This window comes from Haloferax gibbonsii, assembly GCF_001190965.1.
Lineage (GTDB): Archaea > Halobacteriota > Halobacteria > Halobacteriales > Haloferacaceae > Haloferax > Haloferax gibbonsii.
The window spans coordinates 108423-129263 of the sequence record NZ_CP011947.1; the positions used below are offsets into that span (position 1 = coordinate 108423).

27 protein-coding genes and 2 tRNA genes are annotated in these 20841 nt (G+C 67.5%); 19 read left to right on the plus strand and 10 right to left on the minus strand.

Annotated features, from left to right (window positions below; all coding sequences use genetic code 11):
• Positions 1–282: 282 nt before the first annotated feature.
• Positions 283–1557, minus strand: coding sequence for a bifunctional cysteine desulfurase/selenocysteine lyase SufS (gene sufS, locus ABY42_RS00520; protein ID WP_231608311.1), 1275 nt, complete (start codon positions 1555–1557; stop codon positions 283–285).
• Positions 1558–1742: 185 nt separating this feature from the next.
• Between sufS and ABY42_RS00525 the strand changes: the two genes are divergently transcribed.
• Positions 1743–2792 (plus strand): PAS domain-containing sensor histidine kinase, encoded by a 1050-nt coding sequence (locus tag ABY42_RS00525; protein ID WP_050458446.1) that lies wholly within the window; start codon positions 1743–1745, stop codon positions 2790–2792.
• A gap of 44 nt (positions 2793–2836) precedes the next feature.
• Here ABY42_RS00525 and ABY42_RS00530 read toward each other — a convergent pair whose 3' ends face one another.
• Entirely contained in the window at positions 2837–3139 is a 303-nt protein-coding gene (locus tag ABY42_RS00530) for a DUF424 domain-containing protein (protein WP_004968868.1), read from the minus strand.
• Between the two features lies 1 nt (position 3140).
• The gene (locus tag ABY42_RS00535; protein ID WP_004973935.1) at positions 3141–3881 is read right to left on the minus strand and encodes a tetratricopeptide repeat protein; all 741 of its coding nucleotides are present in this window, start codon (positions 3879–3881) and stop codon (positions 3141–3143) included.
• Between the two features lie 91 nt (positions 3882–3972).
• Here ABY42_RS00535 and ABY42_RS00540 point away from each other — a divergent pair, with 91 nt between their 5' ends.
• Both ABY42_RS00540 and thpR read left to right on the plus strand, forming a co-directional pair.
• Positions 3973–4590 carry a histidine phosphatase family protein gene (locus tag ABY42_RS00540; RefSeq protein ID WP_004973934.1) on the plus strand — a complete coding sequence of 206 codons (618 nt, stop codon included), beginning with the start codon at positions 3973–3975 and terminating at the stop codon, positions 4588–4590.
• Between the two features lie 26 nt (positions 4591–4616).
• On the plus strand, positions 4617–5171 hold the full coding sequence (gene thpR, locus ABY42_RS00545) for an RNA 2',3'-cyclic phosphodiesterase (RefSeq protein ID WP_004973933.1): 555 nt from the start codon (positions 4617–4619) through the stop codon (positions 5169–5171).
• Between the two features lie 6 nt (positions 5172–5177).
• Here thpR and ABY42_RS00550 read toward each other — a convergent pair whose 3' ends face one another.
• A complete protein-coding gene (locus tag ABY42_RS00550) occupies positions 5178–6119 on the minus strand; it encodes a DMT family transporter (RefSeq protein ID WP_050458447.1) in 942 nt (313 codons plus the stop codon).
• Between the two features lie 172 nt (positions 6120–6291).
• On the opposite strand from ABY42_RS00550, the gene ABY42_RS00555 reads away from it, so the two are divergent.
• The 6 genes from ABY42_RS00555 (at position 6292) to ftsY (ending at position 9505) form a co-directional block, all read left to right on the plus strand.
• Positions 6292–6444 carry a 50S ribosomal protein L39e gene (locus tag ABY42_RS00555; protein WP_004045214.1) on the plus strand — a complete coding sequence of 51 codons (153 nt, stop codon included), beginning with the start codon at positions 6292–6294 and terminating at the stop codon, positions 6442–6444.
• 3 nt (positions 6445–6447) lie between these two features.
• On the plus strand, positions 6448–6726 hold the full coding sequence (locus ABY42_RS00560; protein WP_004973931.1) for a 50S ribosomal protein L31e: 279 nt from the start codon (positions 6448–6450) through the stop codon (positions 6724–6726).
• Positions 6727–6729: 3 nt separating this feature from the next.
• Positions 6730–7395, plus strand: a complete 666-nt coding sequence (locus ABY42_RS00565; protein ID WP_004973930.1) for a translation initiation factor IF-6 — start codon at positions 6730–6732, stop codon at positions 7393–7395.
• Between the two features lie 81 nt (positions 7396–7476).
• Positions 7477–7653 carry a 50S ribosomal protein L18Ae gene (gene rpl18a, locus ABY42_RS00570; RefSeq protein WP_004973929.1) on the plus strand — a complete coding sequence of 59 codons (177 nt, stop codon included), beginning with the start codon at positions 7477–7479 and terminating at the stop codon, positions 7651–7653.
• Complete coding sequence (gene pfdA / locus ABY42_RS00575; protein ID WP_008091152.1) at positions 7653–8123, plus strand: prefoldin subunit alpha; 471 nt, start codon at positions 7653–7655, stop codon at positions 8121–8123. Before rpl18a ends, pfdA begins: the two co-directional genes overlap by 1 nt.
• A gap of 26 nt (positions 8124–8149) precedes the next feature.
• Entirely contained in the window at positions 8150–9505 is a 1356-nt protein-coding gene (gene ftsY / locus ABY42_RS00580) for a signal recognition particle-docking protein FtsY (protein ID WP_050458448.1), read from the plus strand.
• Between the two features lie 21 nt (positions 9506–9526).
• On the opposite strand, the gene ABY42_RS00585 is transcribed toward ftsY, so the two are convergent.
• Positions 9527–10144, minus strand: coding sequence for a LysE family translocator (locus ABY42_RS00585; RefSeq protein WP_004973925.1), 618 nt, complete (start codon positions 10142–10144; stop codon positions 9527–9529).
• A gap of 33 nt (positions 10145–10177) precedes the next feature.
• Entirely contained in the window at positions 10178–11194 is a 1017-nt protein-coding gene (locus ABY42_RS00590) for a D-2-hydroxyacid dehydrogenase (RefSeq protein WP_050458449.1), read from the minus strand.
• A 99-nt stretch (positions 11195–11293) separates the two neighbouring features.
• Here ABY42_RS00590 and ABY42_RS00595 point away from each other — a divergent pair, with 99 nt between their 5' ends.
• From ABY42_RS00595 to ABY42_RS00610, 4 genes are all read left to right on the plus strand, one after another.
• Positions 11294–12685, plus strand: coding sequence for a signal recognition particle protein Srp54 (locus tag ABY42_RS00595; RefSeq protein WP_004973923.1), 1392 nt, complete (start codon positions 11294–11296; stop codon positions 12683–12685).
• Positions 12686–12809: 124 nt separating this feature from the next.
• Positions 12810–13391 (plus strand): magnesium transporter, encoded by a 582-nt coding sequence (locus ABY42_RS00600; RefSeq protein ID WP_004973922.1) that lies wholly within the window; start codon positions 12810–12812, stop codon positions 13389–13391.
• Positions 13392–13952: a magnesium transporter gene (locus tag ABY42_RS00605; protein ID WP_004973921.1), complete on the plus strand. Its 561-nt coding sequence runs from the start codon at positions 13392–13394 to the stop codon at positions 13950–13952.
• Between the two features lie 66 nt (positions 13953–14018).
• On the plus strand, positions 14019–15065 hold the full coding sequence (locus ABY42_RS00610; protein WP_050458450.1) for a nucleoside recognition protein: 1047 nt from the start codon (positions 14019–14021) through the stop codon (positions 15063–15065).
• 26 nt (positions 15066–15091) lie between these two features.
• On the opposite strand, the gene ABY42_RS00615 is transcribed toward ABY42_RS00610, so the two are convergent.
• Both ABY42_RS00615 and ABY42_RS00620 read right to left on the minus strand, forming a co-directional pair.
• On the minus strand, positions 15092–15508 hold the full coding sequence (locus ABY42_RS00615; protein WP_004973919.1) for an RNA-binding domain-containing protein: 417 nt from the start codon (positions 15506–15508) through the stop codon (positions 15092–15094).
• Positions 15509–15510: 2 nt separating this feature from the next.
• Entirely contained in the window at positions 15511–16080 is a 570-nt protein-coding gene (locus ABY42_RS00620) for an AAA family ATPase (protein ID WP_050458451.1), read from the minus strand.
• Between the two features lie 137 nt (positions 16081–16217).
• Between ABY42_RS00620 and ABY42_RS00625 the strand changes: the two genes are divergently transcribed.
• From ABY42_RS00625 to ABY42_RS00645, 6 genes are all read left to right on the plus strand, one after another.
• Positions 16218–16595, plus strand: coding sequence for a YccF domain-containing protein (locus ABY42_RS00625; protein ID WP_004973917.1), 378 nt, complete (start codon positions 16218–16220; stop codon positions 16593–16595).
• Between the two features lie 57 nt (positions 16596–16652).
• A tRNA-Arg gene (locus ABY42_RS00630) sits at positions 16653–16726 on the plus strand.
• Positions 16696–16845, plus strand: coding sequence for a hypothetical protein (locus ABY42_RS19310; protein ID WP_394325138.1), 150 nt, complete (start codon positions 16696–16698; stop codon positions 16843–16845). The genes ABY42_RS00630 and ABY42_RS19310 overlap by 31 nt, the downstream gene beginning before the upstream one ends.
• A 57-nt stretch (positions 16846–16902) precedes the next feature.
• Positions 16903–16976 (plus strand) — tRNA-Arg (locus ABY42_RS00635).
• 535 nt (positions 16977–17511) lie between these two features.
• A complete protein-coding gene (locus tag ABY42_RS00640; protein WP_050458452.1) occupies positions 17512–17787 on the plus strand; it encodes a hypothetical protein in 276 nt (91 codons plus the stop codon).
• Positions 17788–17838: 51 nt separating this feature from the next.
• Entirely contained in the window at positions 17839–18042 is a 204-nt protein-coding gene (locus ABY42_RS00645; protein ID WP_004973915.1) for a hypothetical protein, read from the plus strand.
• A 192-nt stretch (positions 18043–18234) separates the two neighbouring features.
• Here the strand turns inward: ABY42_RS00645 and ABY42_RS00650 are convergent, their stop codons facing one another.
• Complete coding sequence (locus ABY42_RS00650) at positions 18235–18648, minus strand: ABC transporter ATP-binding protein/permease (RefSeq protein WP_004973914.1); 414 nt, start codon at positions 18646–18648, stop codon at positions 18235–18237.
• 306 nt (positions 18649–18954) lie between these two features.
• The gene (gene thsA, locus ABY42_RS00655; RefSeq protein WP_004973912.1) at positions 18955–20607 is read right to left on the minus strand and encodes a thermosome subunit alpha; all 1653 of its coding nucleotides are present in this window, start codon (positions 20605–20607) and stop codon (positions 18955–18957) included.
• Between the last annotated feature and the right edge of the window lie 234 nt (positions 20608–20841).

The window sequence follows — 20841 nt, forward strand, 5'->3', positions numbered from 1 at the left end:
GACAAATGTATTGGGGCGACTCGACCGCTGCGACGCGGAAACGGGGCCGTCAGAAAACAGTTCGCGGAACGGGTCTGTGTTAGGCGAACAGTTCGCGAGCGGCGTCGATGGCGTCGACCAGTTTGTCGACTTCCTCGCGCGTGTCGTGAGACCACCTTTTGCGCTGCGCTCGTTTCACTCGCTCGGCAAAAGCTGGACCAAAAACGCTCCTCACTCGGTTCGGCACCCCGTGCCTCCCCTCGCTCGTCGGTCCGCTCACTACGTTCGCGGAACGGGTCTGCGTTAGGCGAACAGTTCGCGAGCGGTGTCGATGGCGTCGACCAGTTTGTCGACTTCCTCGCGCGTGTTGTAGATGTAGAACGACGCCCGCGTCGAGGCCGCCACCCCGAGCTTGTCGTGCAGCGGCTGGGTACAGTGGTCGCCGGCGCGGATGGCGACGCCCTGCTCGTTGAGGATGCTCGAGAGGTCGTGGGCGTGGACGCTGTCGAGGTTGAACGCGACGAGGCCGCCGCGGTCGTCGCCCGGCGGGCCGTACATCTCGATGTCGTCGAACTCTCCGAGGCGGTCGTAGGCGTACTCCGCGAGCAGTTCCTCGTGGGCCTGGACGTTCTCCATGCCGATGTCGTCGAGGTAGTCGACGGCCGCGGCGAAGCCGACGCCCTGCGCGATGGGCGGCGTGCCGGCCTCGAACTTCCACGGGAGGTCCTCCCACGTGGAGTCCTCGTAGGTGACGCTCCGAATCATCTCGCCGCCGTAGAGATACGGCTGCATCTCGTCGAGGATGTCGCGCTTGCCGTAGAGCGCGCCGATGCCGGTCGGCCCGCACATCTTGTGACCCGAGAAGGCGAAGAAGTCGGCGTCGATGTCCTCCACGTCGACCGGGCGGGTCGGGACCGACTGCGCGCCGTCGACGAAGGCGTACGCCCCGACTTCGTGGGCCATGTCGGCGAGTTCGGAGACCGGGTTGACGGTCCCGAGGGTGTTCGAGACGTGGACGACCGAGACCATCTTCGTGGAGTCGTCGATGAGTTCCTTCGCGTGCTCCATGTCGAGGCGGCCGTCGTCGTCGACGCGGATGTAGCGAACTTCGGCACCGGTCTTCTTGGCAATTTGTTGCCACGTGACCAGCGAGGCGTGGTGTTCCATCTCGGTCATGACGACCGAGTCGCCCGGTCCGAGTTCGTCGAGGCCCCACGCGTAGGCGACGAGGTTCATCGACTCGGTGGTGTTCTTCGTGAAGACGACCTCCTCGCGGCCGCCGGACGCGCCGATGAACTCCGCGACGCGGTCGTGGGCGTTCTCGTAGGCGACGGAGGCCTCCTGGCTCAGGTGGTGGATGCCGCGGTGGACGTTCGAGTTGTAGCCGTGGTAGTAGTCGACGATGGCGTCGACGACCTGCTCCGGCGTGTGGCTCGTCGCGGCGTTGTCGAGGTAGACGAGCGGCGTGTCGTCGTCGTCGTGCTCACCCGGCGTCGAGATGTCGCCGCCGACCTTCCGCTGGAGGATGGGGAAATCCGCTCGGATGGCGTCGACGTCGACGGGGTACGACTCCTGCACTCTCATTGAGTGTGAGTTGCCCCCGTAGGCACAACACGTCTTCGGTCCGCACGCGGCTCTGCAACCGATTTCGGTTTCGCCAGCCGGCAACTGTGGCCGGTGGCGGTGACGCAATCGCGATGCGGTGGCGACGTGTCGCTCACTCACCCAAACGAATCAAGTAGCTCACGCCCGTCCGTTCACCAATGTCAAACGTCACCTCGTCCTCGCTCGCGTTTTCGAGCCTCGACGCGCTCCCGACGCAGCTCGCGATTCTGGACGAGGACGGCGTCATCCTCTACACCAACCGCGCGTGGCGGGAGTTCGGAACCGAACACGACTATCAGGGCGACAGCAGTTCGGTCGGCACGAACTACCTCGGGGTCTGCGACCTCAGCACCACCGACGACGCGACGACGGCCAGTCAGGGAATCCGCGCCGTCATCGACGGCGAGAGAGACGAGTTCTCCTTCGAATATCCCTGCGAAACGCCCGACGAGCGCCTCTGGTTCACGATGCGAGCGACCCGATTCGTCGACGACGGCGACACCTACGTCCAGATTGCGCACCTCGACATCACCGACCGAAAGCGCGCGGAACTGGAGGCCGAAGAGAAGGCCGAACGCCTCCAGAACCTCGCCCGGATGCTCTCGCACGACCTCAGAAACCCGCTTTCGGTCGCGGCGGGCTACGTCGAATCGCTCCTCGACGAAGCGGTCGCCGCCGACCGACTCGAACCGGTCGCGGGCGCGCTCGACCGGATGGACGACATCATCACCGACGCGCTGGTGTTGGCCCGCCACGACGCGGTCGAGGAACTGTCGACCGTCGACCTCGAAACGCGCGCGGCGGCCGCGTGGGAGCACGTCGAGACCGGCTCGGCCGAACTCGTCGTCGCCGACTCGTTCGAGTTCCGGGCGGACCCGAACCTGCTGGGACACGTGTTCGAGAACCTGTTTCGGAACGGGGTCGAGCACGGCGGGACCGACCATCTGACCGTGACGGTCGGCGTCCTCGATGGCGATAGCGACGGCGACGCTACGGGCTTCTACGTCGAGGACGACGGCGTCGGCATCCCCGCGGAGACGCGCGACGAGGTGTTCGAGGCGGGTTACTCGACGGGCGAAGACGGGACGGGGCTCGGCCTGTCCATCGTCGCGCAGGCGGCTCACGCGCACGGCTGGGACATCGGCGTCACCGAGGCCGACCGCGGCGGCGCTCGTTTCGAGATTACGGGTGTCGAGCGGCCGGCGTAGCGTCGTAGCGGCCGGAGGCCGGAAAACCAGTTTTCGACGGCGGCTCAGCGGAGCCAGAGCAGTTGCGCGTGGAGCGTGCCGCCGACTTCGAGGACGGTCTCCTCGTCCACGAGGCCGGCGTCGATGGCGACCGAGACGGACTCCTCGCCGACGATGTTGGCGACGGTCGCGCGGGTGAGGCTGTCCACGACGGCGTCTTCGTCGGCGGTCTCGGCCTCGTCGCCGCCGTAGAAGTCCTCCGTCACGTCGAGCGAGACGCCGTCGTCGGTGTAGGTCTCGCCGATGCAGTCGGGGTCGCAGACCGAGACGAGGAGCCCCTCGGGGGTCTCCCGCTCGCGGAGGAGCATCCTAGTACTCCTCGACGAGCTCCGCTTCGGCCTGCTCGCGGAGGTCGTCGGCCTGCTGCTGAGCCTGTTCTGCTTCCTCGTCGCGGCCGAGCTCTTCGAGCGCGCGCGCCTTCTCCTCGTGGACGCCCGGAGTGCGCATCCCGAGGCGGATGGCGTTGTCGAAGGCGTTGACGGCGTCCTCGTTGAGGCCGCGCTCGTGGAGGAAGAAGCCGCGGTTGTACCACGCCTGCGGGAAGCGCGGGTCGAGTTCGACGGCGCGCTCCGCGTGGTCGAGCGCGTCGGCCGTCTGGCCGGCCTCCCAGAGCGCGTACGCGAGGTTGGTGTGAGCCGTCGCGGCGTGCTCGCTGTCGTCGTCGAGTTTGAGCGCCTCTCGGTAGGAGCCGATTGCCTCGTCCCACTCTTCGAGTTGGCCGTGCGCCGCGCCCTTGTTGACCCACGCCTCCTGGGCGATGTTGTCGTCGTCGCCGGCGAACCGGGCGACGCGCTCGAACGCCTCCGTGGCCTCCTCGAAGCGGTTTATCTGCATGTACGAGAGCGCCACGTCGAGCAGTTTCTCGATGTCGACGTCCTCGGGGTCGATGTTCCGCTGGTCGAGGATGTCGGTCAGGACGCGCGAGTCGACCGGGTCGACCTTCGTCGGGTCCACCGAGAGTTCGGGCGGGTCGAGCGAGAAGTCGGAGTAGTCCTCGTCGAACCCCTGCCCTTCCGAGAAGCGGTGGGGTCGCTTGCCGTCGTCGGTCATATAGCCGCGCTTGGGCGTCACGGCGGTTAAACGCTGCGTCAGCGGGACGACACCGACCGCTTTTTAGCCTCCCGCGGGCGAGCGTCTCCGAATGTCCGCGCCCCCGACGACGGTCGTGTCGTTCGTCCGGCACGCCCACGCACCGTACGTCCCCGACGCCGAGCGCACCCGCGGCCTCTCGCGTCGCGGCCGCCGCGACGCCGCTCGCGTCACGGCCCGCCTCGCCGACCTCGCGGACGTGGTCGCGACCAGCCCGTACGAGCGCGCCCGCGCCACGGTCGAGGGCGTCGCCGACGCGGCGGACGCCCCGCTCATCGTCGACGAGGACCTCAGAGAGCGCGAACTCGCGGGGTCGCACGTCGACGACTTCGAACAGGCGGTCGAACACCTCTGGGCGAACCCGAACGCGTCGCATCCCGGCGGCGAGTCCCACGCCGAGGCGCAGGCGCGGGGCGTCGCCGCCGTGGACCGACTCGTCGAGGCCTACCCCGACCGCCACGTCGTCGTCGGCACCCACGGGACGCTCATGGCGCTCGTGTTCAACGCCTACGACCCGCGCTACGGGCGCGAGTTCTGGTCGGGCCTGACGATGCCCGACGTGTACGAGGTGACGTTCGTCGACGGCGAGGCGTTCAGCATCGCCCGGACGTGGACGCCCGAGGAGGACGACCGCGCGGGCGACGCCGACCGCGACCCGGCGGAACGTTAACGTCCGACTCGGGTCAACTATCTGCCATGCGTTGTTTTCTCGCGGTCGACCTCCCGGACTCGCTCGCGGCGGGCGTCGCCGCGGTGCAGGACCGGCTTTCGGACGCGGACGGGCTTCGATTCACCGACCCCGCGGGGGCGCACGTCACCCTGAAGTTCCTCGGAGAGCTGCCGCCGGACCGCGTCGACGAGGTGGGAGACGCGGTCGAATCGGCCGTCGACGCCGCCGGGGTCGCCCCCTTCGACGCCTCGGTCGGCGGACTCGGCGTCTTTCCCTCGCTGGACTACATTCGGGTCGTCTGGGTCGGCGTCGACGACGGCGCGGCCGAGCTGACGCGACTGCACGAGGCTATCGAGCGCGAGACGACGGCAATCGGCTTCGACCCCGAAGGCCACGACTTCACGCCGCACGTCACGCTCGCCCGCATGGACGACGCCCGCGGGAAGGACCTCGTCCGGCGCGTCGTCGAGGACGAGTCGCCGACGGTCGGAACGTTTCGGGTGCGCGAGGTGCGACTGAAGAAGAGCGAACGCGGCCCCGACGGTCCCGAGTACGAGACGGTGACGCGGTTCTCGCTGTGAGGCGCGTCAGTCGTCGGTCGACCGCCGCCCGCGACGGCGGTCCACGATACGCCGGAGTTCGCCCCGAATCACCTCGCGTTTGAACAGCAGGAAGCCGGCGAAGATGAGCGCGAAGCCGGCGACGGTGGCGCGCGTCGGCACGCGCCCGAGGACGGTCCAGTCGGCGAGGGCGGCGAAAATCGGGATGACGTATTCGAGGAGGCTCACCTCGATTGGGCCGACCCGGTCGAGGAGCCAGAAGTACAGCAGGAAGCCGCCCGCGCCGGCGACGACCGCGAGGTAGCCGGTGGCGACGAGCGTCGTCTGGGTCCACGCCGCGTCGGCGGCGGACTCCCACGGGAGGGCGACGCTCGTGACGTGCAGCGTGACCGCGCCGACGAGCATCATCCACGCCTGCACGGAGAGCAGCGACATCTCCGTCTCGCTGTCGTGGGTCAGCACCGCGCCGAGGGCGAAGGCGACGGCCGACCCGAACACGAGCGCCGCGCCGACGAGATTCGACGACAGCAGGTTCTCCGGGTCCGGGTTGGCGATGACGACGAGTCCCAGAAAGCCGAGGACGAGCCCGACGATTCGGTGCGCCGAGAGCCGCTCGCGGGCGGCCGTCAGGCGGGTGAGCGTCGGCGTCGCGAGCGGGATGATGCCGAGGAGGACCGACGCGACCGACCCGGGGACGTACACCTGCCCCGAAAACAGGAGGGCGTGGTGCGCGCCGATGCTGAACGCGCCGCCGGCGAGAATCGGTCGCCACTCGTCGCAGGCGGCGGGGAGGACCCGGTCGCCGCGGGCGACGGCGACGACGAACAACAGGAGCGCGGCCACGTCGAAGCGGACCGCGCCGAGGAACGCCGGCGGGACCGTCCGGAGGGCGATGTCGGTGGCGAGGAAGGCGCTCCCCCAGACGGCGGAGAGCGCGAGGAAGGCGACGGCGGTTCTGGCCCGACTCATTCGATTCGGATTTCGCGCCGCCGGTACTGAATGAGTCGGTTCGGTCGCCCGCCCGCGTCGTCGCCCCGGGAGAACGCCGGGTTATCGCCGATTCGGGCGTGCGGACGCCCCTCACACGCCTGAAACGCGAAGGAACAAGATTTTATGCGGAGGATGGAAAGTGTAGCCCACTATGGGTAAGAAGTCGAAGTCTAAGAAGAAGCGTCTGGCGAAGCTCGAACGCCAGAACAGTCGCGTCCCCGCGTGGGTCATGCTCAAGACGGACATGGAAGTCACGCGAAACCCCAAGCGTCGCAACTGGCGGCGAAGCAACACGGACGAGTAAGCAATGAGCGCAAACGACTTCGAGGAGCGCGTCGTCACCGTCCCGCTCCGAGACGTGAAGGCGGTCCCGGCACACGAACGCGCGGGCCGCTCGATGACGCTCATCCGCGAGCACCTCGCGAAGCACTTCAAGGTCGACGCCGAGAACGTGCGTCTCGACACGCAGATCAACGAGGACATCTGGGCGCACGGTCGGCAGAGCCCGCCGAGCAAGTTCCGCGTCCGCGCCGCGCGTTTCGACGAGGACGGCGAGTCAGTCGTCGAAGCCGAACCGGCCGAGTAAACGGTGCTTCGCGCCTCCTTCGCCGGTTCGTCCTACATCGGCGTCTTCGCTCGCGCGACCGACGACGCGCTGTTGGTCCGCCCGGACGCCGACGACTCGCTCGCCGAGCAGATGGCCGAAGAACTCGACGTGCCGCTGGTCAAGACGACCGTCGGCGGGTCGGGCACGGTCGGTGCGTTAGCGACGGGTAACGAGAACGGACTTCTCGTGTCGAGCCGCGCGACGTCCCGTGAGAAGGAGGCCCTCACCGACGCCGTGGACCTCCCGGTCTACGAGCTTCCCGGTCGCATCAACGCCGCCGGCAACGTCGTTCTCGCGAACGACTACGGCGCGTACGTCCACGCGGACCTCTCCGACGAGGCCGTCTCGGCCGTCGAGGAGGCCCTCGAGGTCCCCGTCGAACGCGGCGACCTCGCGGACGTTCGAACCGTCGGCATGGCGGCCGTCGCCAACAACCGCGGCGTCCTCTGCCACCCGAAGTCGCGCGAACCCGAACTCGAAGCGCTCGAAGCGCTCCTCGACGTTCGCGCCGACATCGGGACGATAAACTACGGTGGACCGCTCGTCGGCTCCGGTCTCGTCGCCAACGAGGAAGGATACATCGTCGGCGAGGACACGACCGGCCCCGAACTGGGTCGCATCGAAGACGCCCTCGACTACATCGACTGAGGGCCTCGCGTCCCCCCGTTTCTCGCTTCAGTTTCGCTCCGAGTAGGAAGACCTTTCCCGCTCGCCACCCGACCGACGTGCATGAGCCAGTTCATTATCGCGGGCAGCTTCACGAGCCGTGGCGTCGTCCACGAGTTCACGAAGACTGTGGAAGCACCGAACGAGAACGTCGCACAGGAACGCGCCTTTTCGCTCATCGGGAGCGAGCACGGAATCAAGCGTACGAAGGTCGAACTCAACGAGGTGTCCGCGGCATGATGGGTGGCGGTCAGCAGCAACTTCAGCAGCTCTCCCAGGAACTGCAGGCCCTCGACGAGGAAATCGAATCCCTCGAAGGCGAGGTCTCGGACCTGAACGACGAGAAGGACGAGATCGACGAGGCCGTCGAGGCCATCGAGACGCTCGAGACGGGTTCGACGGTGCAGGTCCCCCTCGGCGGCGACGCGTATCTCCGCGCCGAAGTCCAGGACATCGACGAAATCGTCGTCTCCCTCGGCGCGAGCTACGCCGCCGAACAGGAACAGGGCACGGCCATCGAGACCCTGCGACGCAAGCAGGACGCGCTCGACGAGGAAATCGCGAGCATCCGCGGCCAGATCGAAGAGCTCGAAGAGGAGAGCGACGAGATCGAAGAGCAGGCGATGCAGGCCCAACAGCAGATGCAGCAACAGCAGATGCAGCAGATGCAGCAGATGCAGGGCGAGGGCGGCGACGGCGACGACGAGTAAGGTAACCCCCACCTCCTACTATTCAGATGTTCGACGGACTGAAGAAGAAACTCAACCGCTTCCGTAACGACGTTGAAGAGACCGCCGAAGAGAAGGCCGAAGCGGCGGCCGACGAGGCCGAGACCGAGGCCGACGCGGAAGCGGAATCAGCACCAGCAGACGCGGCGGTCGAACCCGAGGCGTCCGAACCCGCTGACACCGACTCCGTCGGCGACGCGGACGTCGATTCCGAAGCCGACGCGGTCGACGACGCTCCCGCGGACGCCGAGTCGGTGACCGACGCGGACTCCGCGCCCGAACAGGCCGCGGCGACCGCGGAGGGAGAACCCGAGCCCGAACCGGCGACGGCGGCGGCCGACGAGCAGATGGCCGACGAACCTGCGGCCGACGTGGACGAACCCGCGCCCGACGAGGCCGGGCCGCGCGAGTCGCTCGCCTCCGACGCCGCGAAAGCCGCGCTGGCGGAGGAAGACGAAGACGGGTCGTCCGGTCCGGGTCGGCTCCGACGCGCCGCCGCGTTCGCCACGGGGAAGGTCGTCATCGAGGAAGAAGACCTCGAAGACCCCCTCTGGGAACTCGAGATGGCGCTCCTCCAGAGCGACGTCGAGATGCAGGTCGCAGAGGAGATTCTCGAAACTATCCGCGAGAAGCTCATCGGCGAGACGCGAAAGCAGGTCCAGAGCACGGGGCAACTCGTCTCCGAGGCGCTCCACGACGCGCTCTACGAGGTCATCAGCGTCGGGCAGTTCGACTTCGACCAGCGCATCGCCGAGGCGGACAAGCCGGTCACGCTCATCTTCACCGGCATCAACGGCGTCGGGAAGACGACGACCATCGCCAAACTCGCCCGCTACTTCGAAAAGCAGGGCTACTCGACGGTGCTCGCCAACGGCGACACCTACCGCGCCGGCGCGAACGAGCAAATCCGCGAGCACGCGGAGGCGCTCGGTAAGAAGCTCATCGCCCACGAGCAGGGCGGCGACCCGGCGGCGGTCATCTACGACGGCGTCGAGTACGCCGAGGCTCACGACATCGACATCGTCCTCGGCGACACGGCGGGTCGGCTCCACACCTCGAACGACCTGATGGCGCAGTTGGAGAAGATAGACCGCGTCGTCGGCCCCGACCTCACCCTCTTCGTGGACGAGGCCGTCGCCGGGCAGGACGCGGTCGAACGCGCCCGGCAGTTCAACGACGCGGCCGCCATCGACGGCGCGATTCTGACGAAGGCCGACGCCGACTCCAACGGCGGCGCGGCCATCTCCATCGCGTACGTGACGGGCAAGCCCATCCTGTTCCTCGGTGTGGGACAGGGCTACGACCACATCGAGAAGTTCGACCCCGAACGGATGGTCGAGCGCCTGCTCGGCGAAGACGAGTAATCGGTCCGTCGTTCTTTTCCGTCACTCCAGTACGAGGACGACCCCGAGCAGCAGCATCGTCCCCGCGCCGACGTAGTTCAGCGCGCTCGCGACCCGCGTCTCCGCGAGCCTCGACCCGAGTCGGTTCGCGCCGAGCGCGACGACCGAGAGGTACAGCGCCGTGAGGACGGCGTAGGTCGCGCCCAGACTCGCCATCCGTATCCCGGTTCCCGCGCCGCGTCCGGCGAAGCCGGGGAGGAACGCGAGGAAGAACAGCGCGACTTTCGGATTGAGCGCGTTGACGAGGACGCCCCGCCGAAAGCTCGCCCCGGCGTCGGTCTCGACCGAGGGGTCGAACTCGTCGTTCCGGAGGGCGGTGACGCCGAGGTACACGAGGTACGCCGCGCCGACGTACTTGAGCGCCGCGGCGGCCTCGGGGACGGTTCGAAAGAGCGCCGCCGCGCCGACCGTCGCGAGGAGCGTGTGAAAGAGGACGCCCGTGGCGATGCCGAACGCCGACCGGACGCCCGGCCCGCGCCCGTCGAGTCCGCGAGCGAGGACGTACATCGTGTCGGGTCCGGGCGCGAGGATGAGCGCGACCGCCGCGCCGCAGAAGGCGAGATAGGTCGCGGCGTCGAGGCCGAACGCGAGCGTCGTCATCGCCCGGGCCTACGGTTCGTCGCGGGAAGTAGCTCAGGGGTTCGCGTCGGGGTTCGACGGCGAGTCCGGTCCGGGGCCCGATTCCGGACTCGGAAGCACCTGATTGCGGAGCGTTGGCGTTTCGCCTTCCGACGCCGACGCCAGTCGCTCGACGTTCTCGGCGAGGATGTCGGCGACCCGCGTCCAGTAGTGCGGCGTGTGGCCGGAGACGTGCGGGGTGATGTAGACGTTCTCGAAGCCCCAAAGCGGGTGGTCTTCGGGCAACGGCTCCGGGTCGGTCACGTCGAGGGCGGCGGCGCGGAGCCGGTTGCTTCGGAGGTGCGAGACGAGGGCGTCGGTGTCGACGATACCGCCGCGCGCGACGTTGACGAGGACGGCGTGTTCGGGGAGCGCGCTCAGCGCCCGTCGGTCGATGAGGTCGCGCGTCTCGTCGGTCAGCGGGCACGCGACCACGAGGAAGTCGGTGCGGACGAGCGCCGATTCGAGGTCGTCGAACCCGAGTACCTCGTCGGCCGGGCCGCCCTTCTCCGGCGTGTAGCGGACGCCGACGGTCTCGACGCCGAACGCGTCGAGTCGCTCGACGACCGCCTGTCCGATGGCACCGAGGCCGACCACGGTGGCCGTCGAGCCGTGCAATTCGCCATACGACTGGAAGTGTCGCCACTCGCGGCGTCGCTGGCGGCGGCGCCCCTCGTCGAGTCGGCGGGTAATCATGAGCAGGGAGCCGAGGACGTGTTCGGCGATGTTGGGGCCGTGGACGCCGGAGGCGTTGGTGACGAGGACGCCGCGCTCGCGGAGTGTCTCCAGCGGGAGGTGGTCGTAGCCGGCGGCCGCGCCGGCGAACAGTCGGAGTTCGTCGGCGGCGGCGAGCACGTCGTCGGGGAGCGACGTGCTGGTGATAACGGTCGCGTCGCGCGCGGCGTCGAGCGTCTCCGCGGTCGTCTTCGGATGGCGGACGGTCGCGTCGGGCAGGCGCTCGCGGAGGGCCGCGGCGTACTCCGACGCCGGGATTCCGTGCGTGGGGCGGTCGAGGACGAGAATCGTGGTCATCGAGTGCGTTGTCGGTGCCTCGCGCGAAAGGTCTTCGGCCCGCTCGCGCTCAACGCGACGGATAAAGCCTTTACCGACGCGACGGCGTAGGAAGGGACAATGGTACTCGACAATCTCGGGAGTTCCCTCCGCGGCAGTCTCGATAAACTGCGAGGGAAGTCCCGCCTCGACGAGGACGACGTTCAGGAGATCGTCAAGGAGATACAGCGCTCCTTGCTCTCCGCCGACGTCGACGTCAGCCTCGTCATGGACCTCTCGGACTCTATCAAGACCCGCGCGCTGGAAGAAGAGCCGCCGGGCGGCACGAGCGCGCGCGACCACGTCCTGAAAATCGTCTACGAGGAGCTCGTCGGCCTCATCGGCGAATCGACGGAGATTCCGCTCGAATCGCAGACCATCATGCTCGCCGGTCTCCAGGGGTCGGGGAAGACGACCACCTCAGCCAAGATGGCGTGGTGGTTCTCGAAGAAGGGGCTTCGCCCCGCGGTCATCCAGACCGACACCTTCCGCCCCGGCGCGTACGACCAGGCCAAGCAGATGTGCGAGCGCGCCGAGGTCGACTTCTACGGCGACCCCGACTGCGACGACCCGGTCCAAATCGCCCGCGACGGTCTCGAAGCGACCGAGGACGCCGACGTGCACATCGTCGACACGGCCGGTCGCCACGCGCTCGAAGACGACCTCATCGCCGAAATCGAGGAGATAGAGGGCGTCGTTCAGCCCGACCTGAACCTGCTCGTCCTCGACGCGGCAATCGGGCAGGGCGCGAAAGAACAGGCCCAGCAGTTCGACGAGTCCATCGGCATCGGTGGCGTCGTCATCACCAAACTCGACGGGACGGCGAAGGGCGGCGGCGCGCTGACCGCCGTCAACGAGACCGACTCGTCTATCGCCTTCCTCGGCATGGGCGAGACGGTTCAGGACATCGAGCGCTTCGAGCCGAACGGCTTCATCTCCCGCCTGCTCGGCATGGGTGACCTGAAACAGCTCTCCGAGCGCGTCGAACGCGCCATGTCCGAGACCCAGGCCGAAGACGAGGACTGGGACCCCGAGGAGATGATGAAGGGGAACTTCACCCTCAAGGACATGCAAAAGCAGATGGAGGCGATGAACAAGATGGGGCCGCTCGACCAGGTGCTCGACATGATTCCGGGCTTCGGCGGCGGCATCAAAGACCAGCTACCGGACGACGCGATGGACGTGACGAAAGACCGGATGCGCGCGTTCGAGGTCGTCATGGACTCGATGACCGAAGAGGAACTGGAGAACCCGCGTAAGGTCGGTGCCTCCCGCGTCAAGCGCATCGCGCAGGGGTCGGGACAGGACGAGGAGACGATTCAGGAGCTCCTCGAACAGCACCGCATGATGGAACAGACCATCAAGCAGTTCCAGAACATGGGCGACGGCGACATGCAGCGCATGATGAAGAAGCTCCAGAATCAGGACGGCGGCGGCGGCATGGGCGGCCTCGGCGGCATGGGTCCGTTCTAACTTCGCAGTTCCCGTTCTATTCCTCGTTTTCTGCGCTTCTACTTCCACGACGCCACAGCCCGCAGTTCTCGCGGTTCGCCGGGATACCGCCGACTTTTAACGCTCGGGGCCGTCGCACCCCACAATGACCGTGCGAGACGTGGCGGTCGAGGCCTACAAGGAAGCCTTGCCCGCGCTCGCGGCCAGCCTCGTCGGCGGCCTCATCGCCGGTGTCGTCCTCGGCGGGATGCGGGCCGAACTCCGGGCCGTGCCGGGGCTTCTCGTGCTCGTCCCCGCGCTCTTGGCGACCCGCGGGAACGTCTACGGCTCGCTCGGCGCTCGCATCGCCACCGCGCTCCACCAGGGGCTCATCGAACCCCGCGTCACCGGCGGCGACGAGCGCCTCCGGGCGGCCGCGACGGCCGCGCTCGCCAACGGCGTGCTCACGAGCACGTTCGCCGCCGTCGTGGCGTACTTCCTCCTCACGTTTCTCGGCAGTCGGGTCGCGCCCCTCCCGATTCTCGTCGGCGTCGCCATCGTCGCCGGGTTGCTCTCCGGCATCGTCCTGACCGTCGTCGTCGTCAGCGTCGTCTTCGCGGGTTATCGCCGCGGGCGCAACCCCGACACCATCGTCGGCCCGGTCGTGACGACCACTGGCGACGTGTTCGGCATCCTCTTTTTGCTCATCGCCGTCAGAACCGTCCTCGCCGTCGCGGGGGTGTTCTGAGTGCCGACGGAGTGGACCGTTCGCGCCATCACGCGGGCGATGCTCCCGGTGCTCCTCGTGCTCACGCTCGTCGAACTCGGCAGCGGTCTCGTCCTCGGGAGCTTCGAGGCGCAGCTACTCCGCTACCCGTCGCTTCTCGTGCTCGTCCCCGTCACCATCGGGACCGCGGGCAACCTCGGGAGCGTCCTCGCGGCGCGACTCTCCACGTCGTTCCACCTCGGGACGCTCTCGTTTTCGCCCCGCGACGACGAACTCGCGGGGAACGCCGTCGCCACGCTCGCCCTCGCGGTGACGGTCTTCCCCGTCATCGGCGCGGGCGCGTGGGTCGCCACGTTCCTCGTCTCCGGCGACACGTCGCTGGCCCTGCGGACGGTCGTCATCGTCGCCCTGTCGAGCGGGATTTCGCTCGCGGTCCTCGCGGTTCTGGTGACGTTTTCGGCGACCTACGTCGCCTACCGGTTCGGCCTCGACCCCGACGACGTGGTCATCCCCGTCGTCACCAACGTCTGCGACGTGCTGGGCGTCGTCGTCCTGTTCGGGGTTGCGCAGGTGCTCGTCTGACCCCGACGCTCGAACCGCCTCCCGCCGACCGACGCCGATTAGTTCGCTCGGAACCGACCCTCGCTCGTGCAGTCGTCGGCCGTCCTCCCGGTGCTGTTCGAGGTGCTCCCGCGAGTCGCGCGCATCGCCGCCTACATCGCCGTGGGCGTCTTCGCCGCGAACCTCGTCGTCGCCTTCGGCCTCGTCGAGCGCATCGCCGGGCTCTCGCGGTATCTGACGAGCCCCGCGAACCTCCCGGACGAGGTCGGGACGGCCATCGTCACCACCGCCGCCTCGACGACGGCGGGCTACGGCATGCTCGCGGAGTTCCGCGAGTCGGGCGTCCTCGACGACCGGGCGACCCTCGTCGCCGTCACCATCAACACGTTCTTCGGCTTCGTCCAGCACATCTTCACCTTCTACTGGCCGGTGCTCATCCCCATTCTCGGCCGCGAGGTCGGCTTCATGTACGTCGGCGCGCGGGCGGCCATCGCGCTCGCCATCACCGCGACCGGCGTCGTCGCCGGCGCGGTGCTCCTTTCTGACCGCAACACGACTCCGGTCGCCGTCGCCGAGACCGATGGCTCGGGCGGCGCGGTCGACGCGGCCGACGCGGCGGCCACTTCGGACGGCGAGACGACCGACTCAGTCGACGCGGACGCCGCAGACGCGGACGACACCGACGACTCCCTCCGAGAGATGCTCGAAGACGCCGCTCGGAGCACGTGGAAGAAACTGCGGCGCATCGTCCCGCGACTCGCGGTCGTCTACGTGGCCGTCACGCTCCTCCTGCGGACGACCGACCTCGAATCGTTCGCGGCGCTCGCCAGCCCGCTGACGAACCTCGTCGGCCTGCCGGGCGCGGCGGTTCCCGTCGTCGTCGCCTTCGCGTTCGACACGACGACGGGCGCGGCGACCATCGCGCCGGCCATCGGCGAGACGTTCACGCCGAAGCAGGCCGTGGCGACGATGCTCATCGGCGGCATCATCTCCTTCGCCGTCTCGACGTTCAAGCGGTCGATTCCCTTCCAGTACGGCATCTGGGGTCCCGAGTTCGGGTCGAAGGTCATCGCCGTCAACACGGGGCTGAAAATCGTCTTCATCGCCGTCGCGGTGGCGCTGCTGGTCGCCTGAGCGGCCGAGAAGACGTCGTCTGCGACTCAGCGGTCGTTCGGGTCGACCGGCCGTCCGTCTTCGGTCGGCGGCGCGATGTAGTCGATGACCTCGTCGACGGAGGGGTCGCGGACGGTCACGTGGACCTCGATGTCGCCGAGTTCGTCGGGGTTGCCGACGGAGAAGTTGACGACGCCCTTGAACGCGGCCTGCTTTTTCAGCGCGAACGAAAAGCCGTCGTCGTCGCGGCGCTTCGCGAACTCGCGGCGGGCGGTGTCGAGGATGGCCTGCTCGTGGAGGCGCTCCGAGAAGCGCTCCAGTTCGTGGGTCTCTCCGACGAGCGTTCCGGGTTCGTGTTCGAGTTCGACGCCGGGGAAGATGTTCTCGACGGCGTCGCCGACGCGGTCGGTGACCTCGGTGTCGCGGACGGGCACCTCGATGCGAACGTCGACGCTGTAAATCATGCTCACGCGTCGGCCTCCGCGACCGCCTCGGGCCCCTCTTCGAACAGTTTCGCGATGGTCTCGCGGTATTCCGCCAGCGTGCCGGTGTTCTGAATGACCACGTCGGCGCGGTCCATCGCGTCGCCCATGCCGAAGTCGAGTTCGCGGCGCTCGCGCTGTTTCAGCGCCTCCACGTCGGTGTCGCTGTCGTCGCGGTCGCGGTCGAGCAGGCGCGCGGCGCGCGTCTCGAACGGCGCTTCGACGCTCACGAGGACGAACTCGTCGCCGAACGCTTCCCGGAAGCGGTCGAGTTCGACGCCCGACCGGAGCCCGTCGACGAGCACCACGTCGTTCGATTCGAGGTGCTCTTCGACCATCGGCAGGGACCGCGCGGCGATGGCGTCGTCGCCCTCTTCCTCGCGGAGCGCGGTCGCTATCTTCCCGTGGTCCGTCGCGGGGTCGAGCCCGCGGCGGCGACACTCCTCGCGGATGACGTCGCCCATCGTCACCACGGGCACGCCCGCTTCGCGGGCCACCTCGGCGAGTTCGCCCTTGCCGCTTCCCGGCAGGCCGACCGTCCCGATGACTCTCATAGCCGGTGTTACCGCGTTGGCGCTGTTAAAGCCTCCCTTCACGTCGCTCCGGGTGGCGGGTTTCGCCGCTCTCTCGTCGCCGGCCCGGCGGACTCCGCCACCCCGTCGCTTTTCGCCTCGGCCCGCGTACTACGCGTATGTCTCAGCGCTCGTTCGTCGTCCGCGCCATCTGGTTCGTCTTCGTCGGCTGGTGGGCGACGCCCGCCGTCGTCAACGTCGCGTGGTTCCTGAACGCGACCGTCATCGGTATCCCGCTCGGCGTCGCGCTCATCAACCTCGTGCCGACGGTGCTGTCGTTGAAAGAGCCGAAAACCCGACTCGACCCCGACTCGGGCCGTGGCCAGCGGTCGGTCGTCGTTCGAGCCGTCTACTTCGTCTTCGTCGGCTGGTGGCTGAGTTGGGTCTGGGCGAACGTGGCGGTGCTGTTCACGCTCACCATCATCGGCCTCCCGGTCGGCATCTGGATGCTCAACCGGCTCCCTGCGGTCACGTCGCTGTACCGGTTCGACGGGTAGGTCGGGACGGGTAGAACCCGATTCGTTTTTCTTGCAGGGCCGGTTTGTGGGCATCGAGGGCGCGTAGCTCAGTCGGACAGAGCGTCGGACTTCTAATCCGATGGTCGCGGGTTCGAATCCCGTCGCGCTCTGTTGGGTCTGGGCGAACGTGGCGGTGCTGTTCACGCTCACCATCATCGGCCTCCCGGTCGGCATCTGGATGCTCAACCGGCTCCCTGCGGTCACGTCGCTGTACCGGTTCGACGGGTAGGTCGGGACGGGTAGAACCCGATTCGTTTTTCTTGCAGGGCCGGTTTGTGGGCATCGAGGGCGCGTAGCTCAGTCGGACAGAGCGTCGGACTTCTAATCCGATGGTCGCGGGTTCGAATCCCGTCGCGCTCGCTCGTCGCCTTCGGCTCCTCGCTCGCGCGACGGACATCGCAAACGCTTCGCGTTTGCTCAATCCCGTCGCGCTCTTTTGGTTGGTCGTCGCGCTCTTTTGCTGTCTGCTCCGTCGCGCTCTGTTGCTGTGACTGTCTGCCGAGCGACAGCGTCGGCAGTCTCGCCTTCTCCAGCCCTAAACTGTCTCTGTTCTCGACGACTATCGGAGCCTGCTCCCGGGTAGTCGTTAGCCAGTCGAGTTAGAAAGACAACACTTTCTTGGTCGGGAGGTACGATACACTTCCCATGGACGTTCTCGGCATCGTCGCGAATCCCGTCGCGCTCTTTTGGTTGGTCGTCGCGCTCTTTTGCTGTCTGCTCCGTCGCGCTCTGTTGCTGTGACTGTCTGCCGAGCGACAGCGTCGGCAGTCTCGCCTTCTCCAGCCCTAAACTGTCTCTGTTCTCGACGACTATCGGAGCCTGCTCCCGGGTAGTCGTTAGCCAGTCGAGTTAGAAAGACAACACTTTCTTGGTCGGGAGGTACGATACACTTCCCATGGACGTTCTCGGCATCGTCGCCGCGGCGGTCGTCTTCGGCGTCGCCGCCTACAATTTCGCGACGAGCCTCGACGGCCGATTCGCGAGACCCCTGTTCGGTAGTCTGGGACTCGTCGCCGCGACGCTCTACGTCATCGACAGATTCGGCATCGCGGCGTCGCTCGGACTGGACGTCTCCCGCGGCCTCCAACTCGTCGCGGCCCTGCTCGTGGTGTCGGCGCTAGTCGATTTCCTCGCTCGTCGCGCGGGTGCAGACGCTTCCGAATCGTCGTGAACGCCGCGATTCGCCGTTATTCTCAATACGTGACGGCGAGTTGTCTCTTGTATGGTTTTCGCGTCCGACTCCCCGTTCGGAGGTCGGTTCGAACAGACGATAGACGACGCGGTCGTCTACGGCGACGCCGAGATGGAGTCCGTGCTGCACGAAGGGCCGGTTCGCGTGCTCGTCAACGGCTGGGTCGAGGTCCCGGGCGGCCGGTATCTCTCTCCGCACGCGGTCCACCACATCGACGCGCGAGTGTCCGAGTGACGCCGCCGCCGTCTCTCAGACGAGCGCCAGTTCCCGCCCGCACTCGGGACACTCGTCGTCGACGATAGTCACCGGCGCGTCGCAGTCCGGACAGAACTCGCGGTAACACGCCCTGTCTCCCATACGTACCGCTACCACGGGAACGGTGGTGAACGTTGGGGCGAACCGGCGGAACGAGCGTCGGCCCGACGGTCACTCGTCGTCGACGTCTTTTCCCGGTCCGGCGAAGTTCGCGCCGAGTTCGGTACCGTAGCGCCGGGCGTAGACGCCGGGGACCGCGAGGAGGTCGTCCGGCGCGCCAGACTCCACGACGACGCCGCCGTCGGCGACGTGGACGCGGTCGGCGTCGCGGACGGCGGCCGCGCTGTCTGTCGCCACGACGAGCGGGGCGTCGGCCCGCCGCATCGCGGCGAGGGTAGCGCGGAGGTTCGACGGGGAGGCACTACGGGGCGCGCGGACTACGAGGCCGACACCGGGCAGGAGCGTCGTCGCGAGCGCCGTCGCCTCGGAGATGCGGGGCGCGACGACGGCCAGAAACGGCGGTCGACTCGCGGGCGTGGTCGCGTCCGAGGCGGCGGCGTCCGCCGAGGGCTCGGGAGGGGACATACATCCTGACAGATGCTGCCACGGGAGATAAGTATAGAGACGAACACCGACGGTTCACGAATCGTACCGGACGTTTTATAGGGATTTGTCAACTTCCGCAACGGATCAGTTGCCGATACACCGACCGTTTCGTGGTGTCGGATGACGATGCGATGCGGGCGCTCGATTAACGGCGTCCCAACCGACGCGCGAGCGGACAAAGCAGACGCTAACGGGCGTGAATCCGCAAAAAACGGGATGAATTCGGCCGACGATTCGAGTCGATGCGAGGTCAGGGGGTGGGTGTGTGGTGGCCTACTGGGGCGCTCACATTGCGCCGCCCATGCCGCCCATGCCGCCCATGCCACCCATGCCGCCGCCCATACCGCCGGGCGCGCCGCCCTCGTCGTCGTCGCCGCCCGTCTGGCCACCGGAGAGGTCGCCAGCGGCGATGACGTCGTCGATGCGGAGAATCATGACGGCGGCTTCGGTCGCGGACTCGATAGCCTGGGTCTTGACGCGGAGGGGCTCCACGACGCCCTCTTCTTCCATGTCGATGACCTCGCCCGTGTAGGCGTCGAGGCCGGCTGCGAACTCGCCGCCGTCGTGGCGCGAGCGCAGGTCGACGAGGGAGTCGATGGGGTCGAGACCGGCGTTCTCGGCGAGGGTGCGCGGGATGATGTCCAGCGCCTCGGCGAACGCCTCGACGGCGAGCTGCTCGCGGCCGCCGACGGAGTCGGCGAACTCGCGGAGCTGCAGGGAGAGCTCCGTCTCGGGAGCGCCGCCGCCGGGGAGGACCTTACCGTCTTCGAGCGTCGTGCGGACGACGCCGAGGGAGTCCTCGATGGCGCGCTCGAGCTCGTCGACGACGTGTTCCGTGCCGCCGCGGAGGATGAGCGTGACGGACTTCGCGTCCTCGACGTCCTCGACGAAGATGCGCTCGTCGCCGCCGACGTCCTTCTGTCCGACGGAGCCGGCGAAGCCGAGGTCGTCGGCCTCGATGTCGTCGAGGCTGCTGACGACGCGGCCGCCCGTCGCGCGGGCGAGACGCTTGAGGTCGGAGGACTTCGTGCGGCGGACCGCGAGGATGCCCTCCTTCGCGAGGTAGTGCTGCGCCATGTCGTCGATGCCGTCACCGACGAAGACGGCGTCGGCGCCGACCTCGACGAGCTGGTCGACCATCTCTTTCAGCTGCTTTTCTTCCTGGTCGAGGAACTGCTGAAGCTGGTCGGGGTCAGTGACGTTGACTTCCGCGTCGATTTCGGTCTCGCGGACTTCCAGCGCGTCGTCGAGGATGGCGATGTTCGCGTCTTCGACGGCGTAGGGCATGTTCTCGTCGACGCGCTCCTTGTCGACGATGACGCCCTCGACGAGTTCGGAGTTGTCGATGGTGCCGCCGACGACCTTCTCGATGGAGACGTTGTTCGTGTCGATGCCGTCGTCGTCCTTGACGGCCAGCACGGCGTCGACGACGAGTTCGGAGAGCAGGTCCTTCGCGGACTCCGCGCCCTTACCGGTCATCGCCGTCGCGGCGATCTTCGTGAGGGTCTCGCGGTCGTCCTCGGTGACCTCGATGGCGTTGTCCTCGAGGACTTCCTTGGCCTTCTCGGCGGCCTGGCGGTAACCCTGCGCGATGGTCGTCGCGTGGACGTCCGATTCGAGGAGTTCCTCGGCCTGGTCGAGGAGTTCGCCGGCGATGATGACGGCCGTCGTCGTGCCGTCTCCGACCTCGTCCTCCTGGGTCTCGGAGACTTCGACGATCATGTTGGCCGCGGGGTGGTCGATGTCCATCTCCTTGAGGATGGTGACGCCGTCGTTCGTGACGACGACCTGCCCGCCGGAGTCGACGAGCATCTTGTCCATCCCTTTGGGGCCGAGCGTGGTGCGTACGGCCTCTGCGACGGCCTTTCCGGCCGTGATGTTCATCGACTGCGCATCCTGACCGGATGTGCGCTGCGAGTCTTCGCCCAGAATGATCATGGGCTGACCCTGCTGCATTCGCTGGCTCATAGTCATCGCCTGATTGTTTGTGATTCTATAAAAAAGCTTCGTTTATTGGTATGCCAAAACGCAACACGGTGGGGTGGTCGAGACCCGGTGACGGCGGTCGATTACGCGGGTTTATCCGTGGTTCTCGGCGGGCGGTCTCGCCACTCTCGGAGCGAGTGCGGTGAAAAGACGATGCGGGCGAGTGCCGTGTCGGCGGTGGACTCG

Coding starts and splice junctions, on each gene's coding strand:
- ABY42_RS00525 (WP_050458446.1), top strand. CDS start 1,743: ATGTCAAACGTCACCTCGTCCTCGCTCGCGTTTTCGAGCCTCGACGCG.
- ABY42_RS00530 (WP_004968868.1), bottom strand. CDS start 3,139: ATGCTCCTCCGCGAGCGGGAGACCCCCGAGGGGCTCCTCGTCTCGGTC.
- ABY42_RS00535 (WP_004973935.1), bottom strand. CDS start 3,881: ATGACCGACGACGGCAAGCGACCCCACCGCTTCTCGGAAGGGCAGGGG.
- ABY42_RS00540 (WP_004973934.1), top strand. CDS start 3,973: ATGTCCGCGCCCCCGACGACGGTCGTGTCGTTCGTCCGGCACGCCCAC.
- thpR (WP_004973933.1), top strand. CDS start 4,617: ATGCGTTGTTTTCTCGCGGTCGACCTCCCGGACTCGCTCGCGGCGGGC.
- ABY42_RS00550 (WP_050458447.1), bottom strand. CDS start 6,119: ATGAGTCGGGCCAGAACCGCCGTCGCCTTCCTCGCGCTCTCCGCCGTC.
- ABY42_RS00555 (WP_004045214.1), top strand. CDS start 6,292: ATGGGTAAGAAGTCGAAGTCTAAGAAGAAGCGTCTGGCGAAGCTCGAA.
- ABY42_RS00560 (WP_004973931.1), top strand. CDS start 6,448: ATGAGCGCAAACGACTTCGAGGAGCGCGTCGTCACCGTCCCGCTCCGA.
- rpl18a (WP_004973929.1), top strand. CDS start 7,477: ATGAGCCAGTTCATTATCGCGGGCAGCTTCACGAGCCGTGGCGTCGTC.
- pfdA (WP_008091152.1), top strand. CDS start 7,653: ATGGGTGGCGGTCAGCAGCAACTTCAGCAGCTCTCCCAGGAACTGCAG.
- ftsY (WP_050458448.1), top strand. CDS start 8,150: ATGTTCGACGGACTGAAGAAGAAACTCAACCGCTTCCGTAACGACGTT.
- ABY42_RS00585 (WP_004973925.1), bottom strand. CDS start 10,144: ATGACGACGCTCGCGTTCGGCCTCGACGCCGCGACCTATCTCGCCTTC.
- ABY42_RS00590 (WP_050458449.1), bottom strand. CDS start 11,194: ATGACCACGATTCTCGTCCTCGACCGCCCCACGCACGGAATCCCGGCG.
- ABY42_RS00595 (WP_004973923.1), top strand. CDS start 11,294: ATGGTACTCGACAATCTCGGGAGTTCCCTCCGCGGCAGTCTCGATAAA.
- ABY42_RS00600 (WP_004973922.1), top strand. CDS start 12,810: ATGACCGTGCGAGACGTGGCGGTCGAGGCCTACAAGGAAGCCTTGCCC.
- ABY42_RS00615 (WP_004973919.1), bottom strand. CDS start 15,508: ATGATTTACAGCGTCGACGTTCGCATCGAGGTGCCCGTCCGCGACACC.
- ABY42_RS00620 (WP_050458451.1), bottom strand. CDS start 16,080: ATGAGAGTCATCGGGACGGTCGGCCTGCCGGGAAGCGGCAAGGGCGAA.
- ABY42_RS00625 (WP_004973917.1), top strand. CDS start 16,218: ATGTCTCAGCGCTCGTTCGTCGTCCGCGCCATCTGGTTCGTCTTCGTC.
- ABY42_RS19310 (WP_394325138.1), top strand. CDS start 16,696: ATGGTCGCGGGTTCGAATCCCGTCGCGCTCTGTTGGGTCTGGGCGAAC.
- ABY42_RS00640 (WP_050458452.1), top strand. CDS start 17,512: ATGGACGTTCTCGGCATCGTCGCCGCGGCGGTCGTCTTCGGCGTCGCC.
- ABY42_RS00645 (WP_004973915.1), top strand. CDS start 17,839: ATGGTTTTCGCGTCCGACTCCCCGTTCGGAGGTCGGTTCGAACAGACG.
- ABY42_RS00650 (WP_004973914.1), bottom strand. CDS start 18,648: ATGTCCCCTCCCGAGCCCTCGGCGGACGCCGCCGCCTCGGACGCGACC.
- thsA (WP_004973912.1), bottom strand. CDS start 20,607: ATGATCATTCTGGGCGAAGACTCGCAGCGCACATCCGGTCAGGATGCG.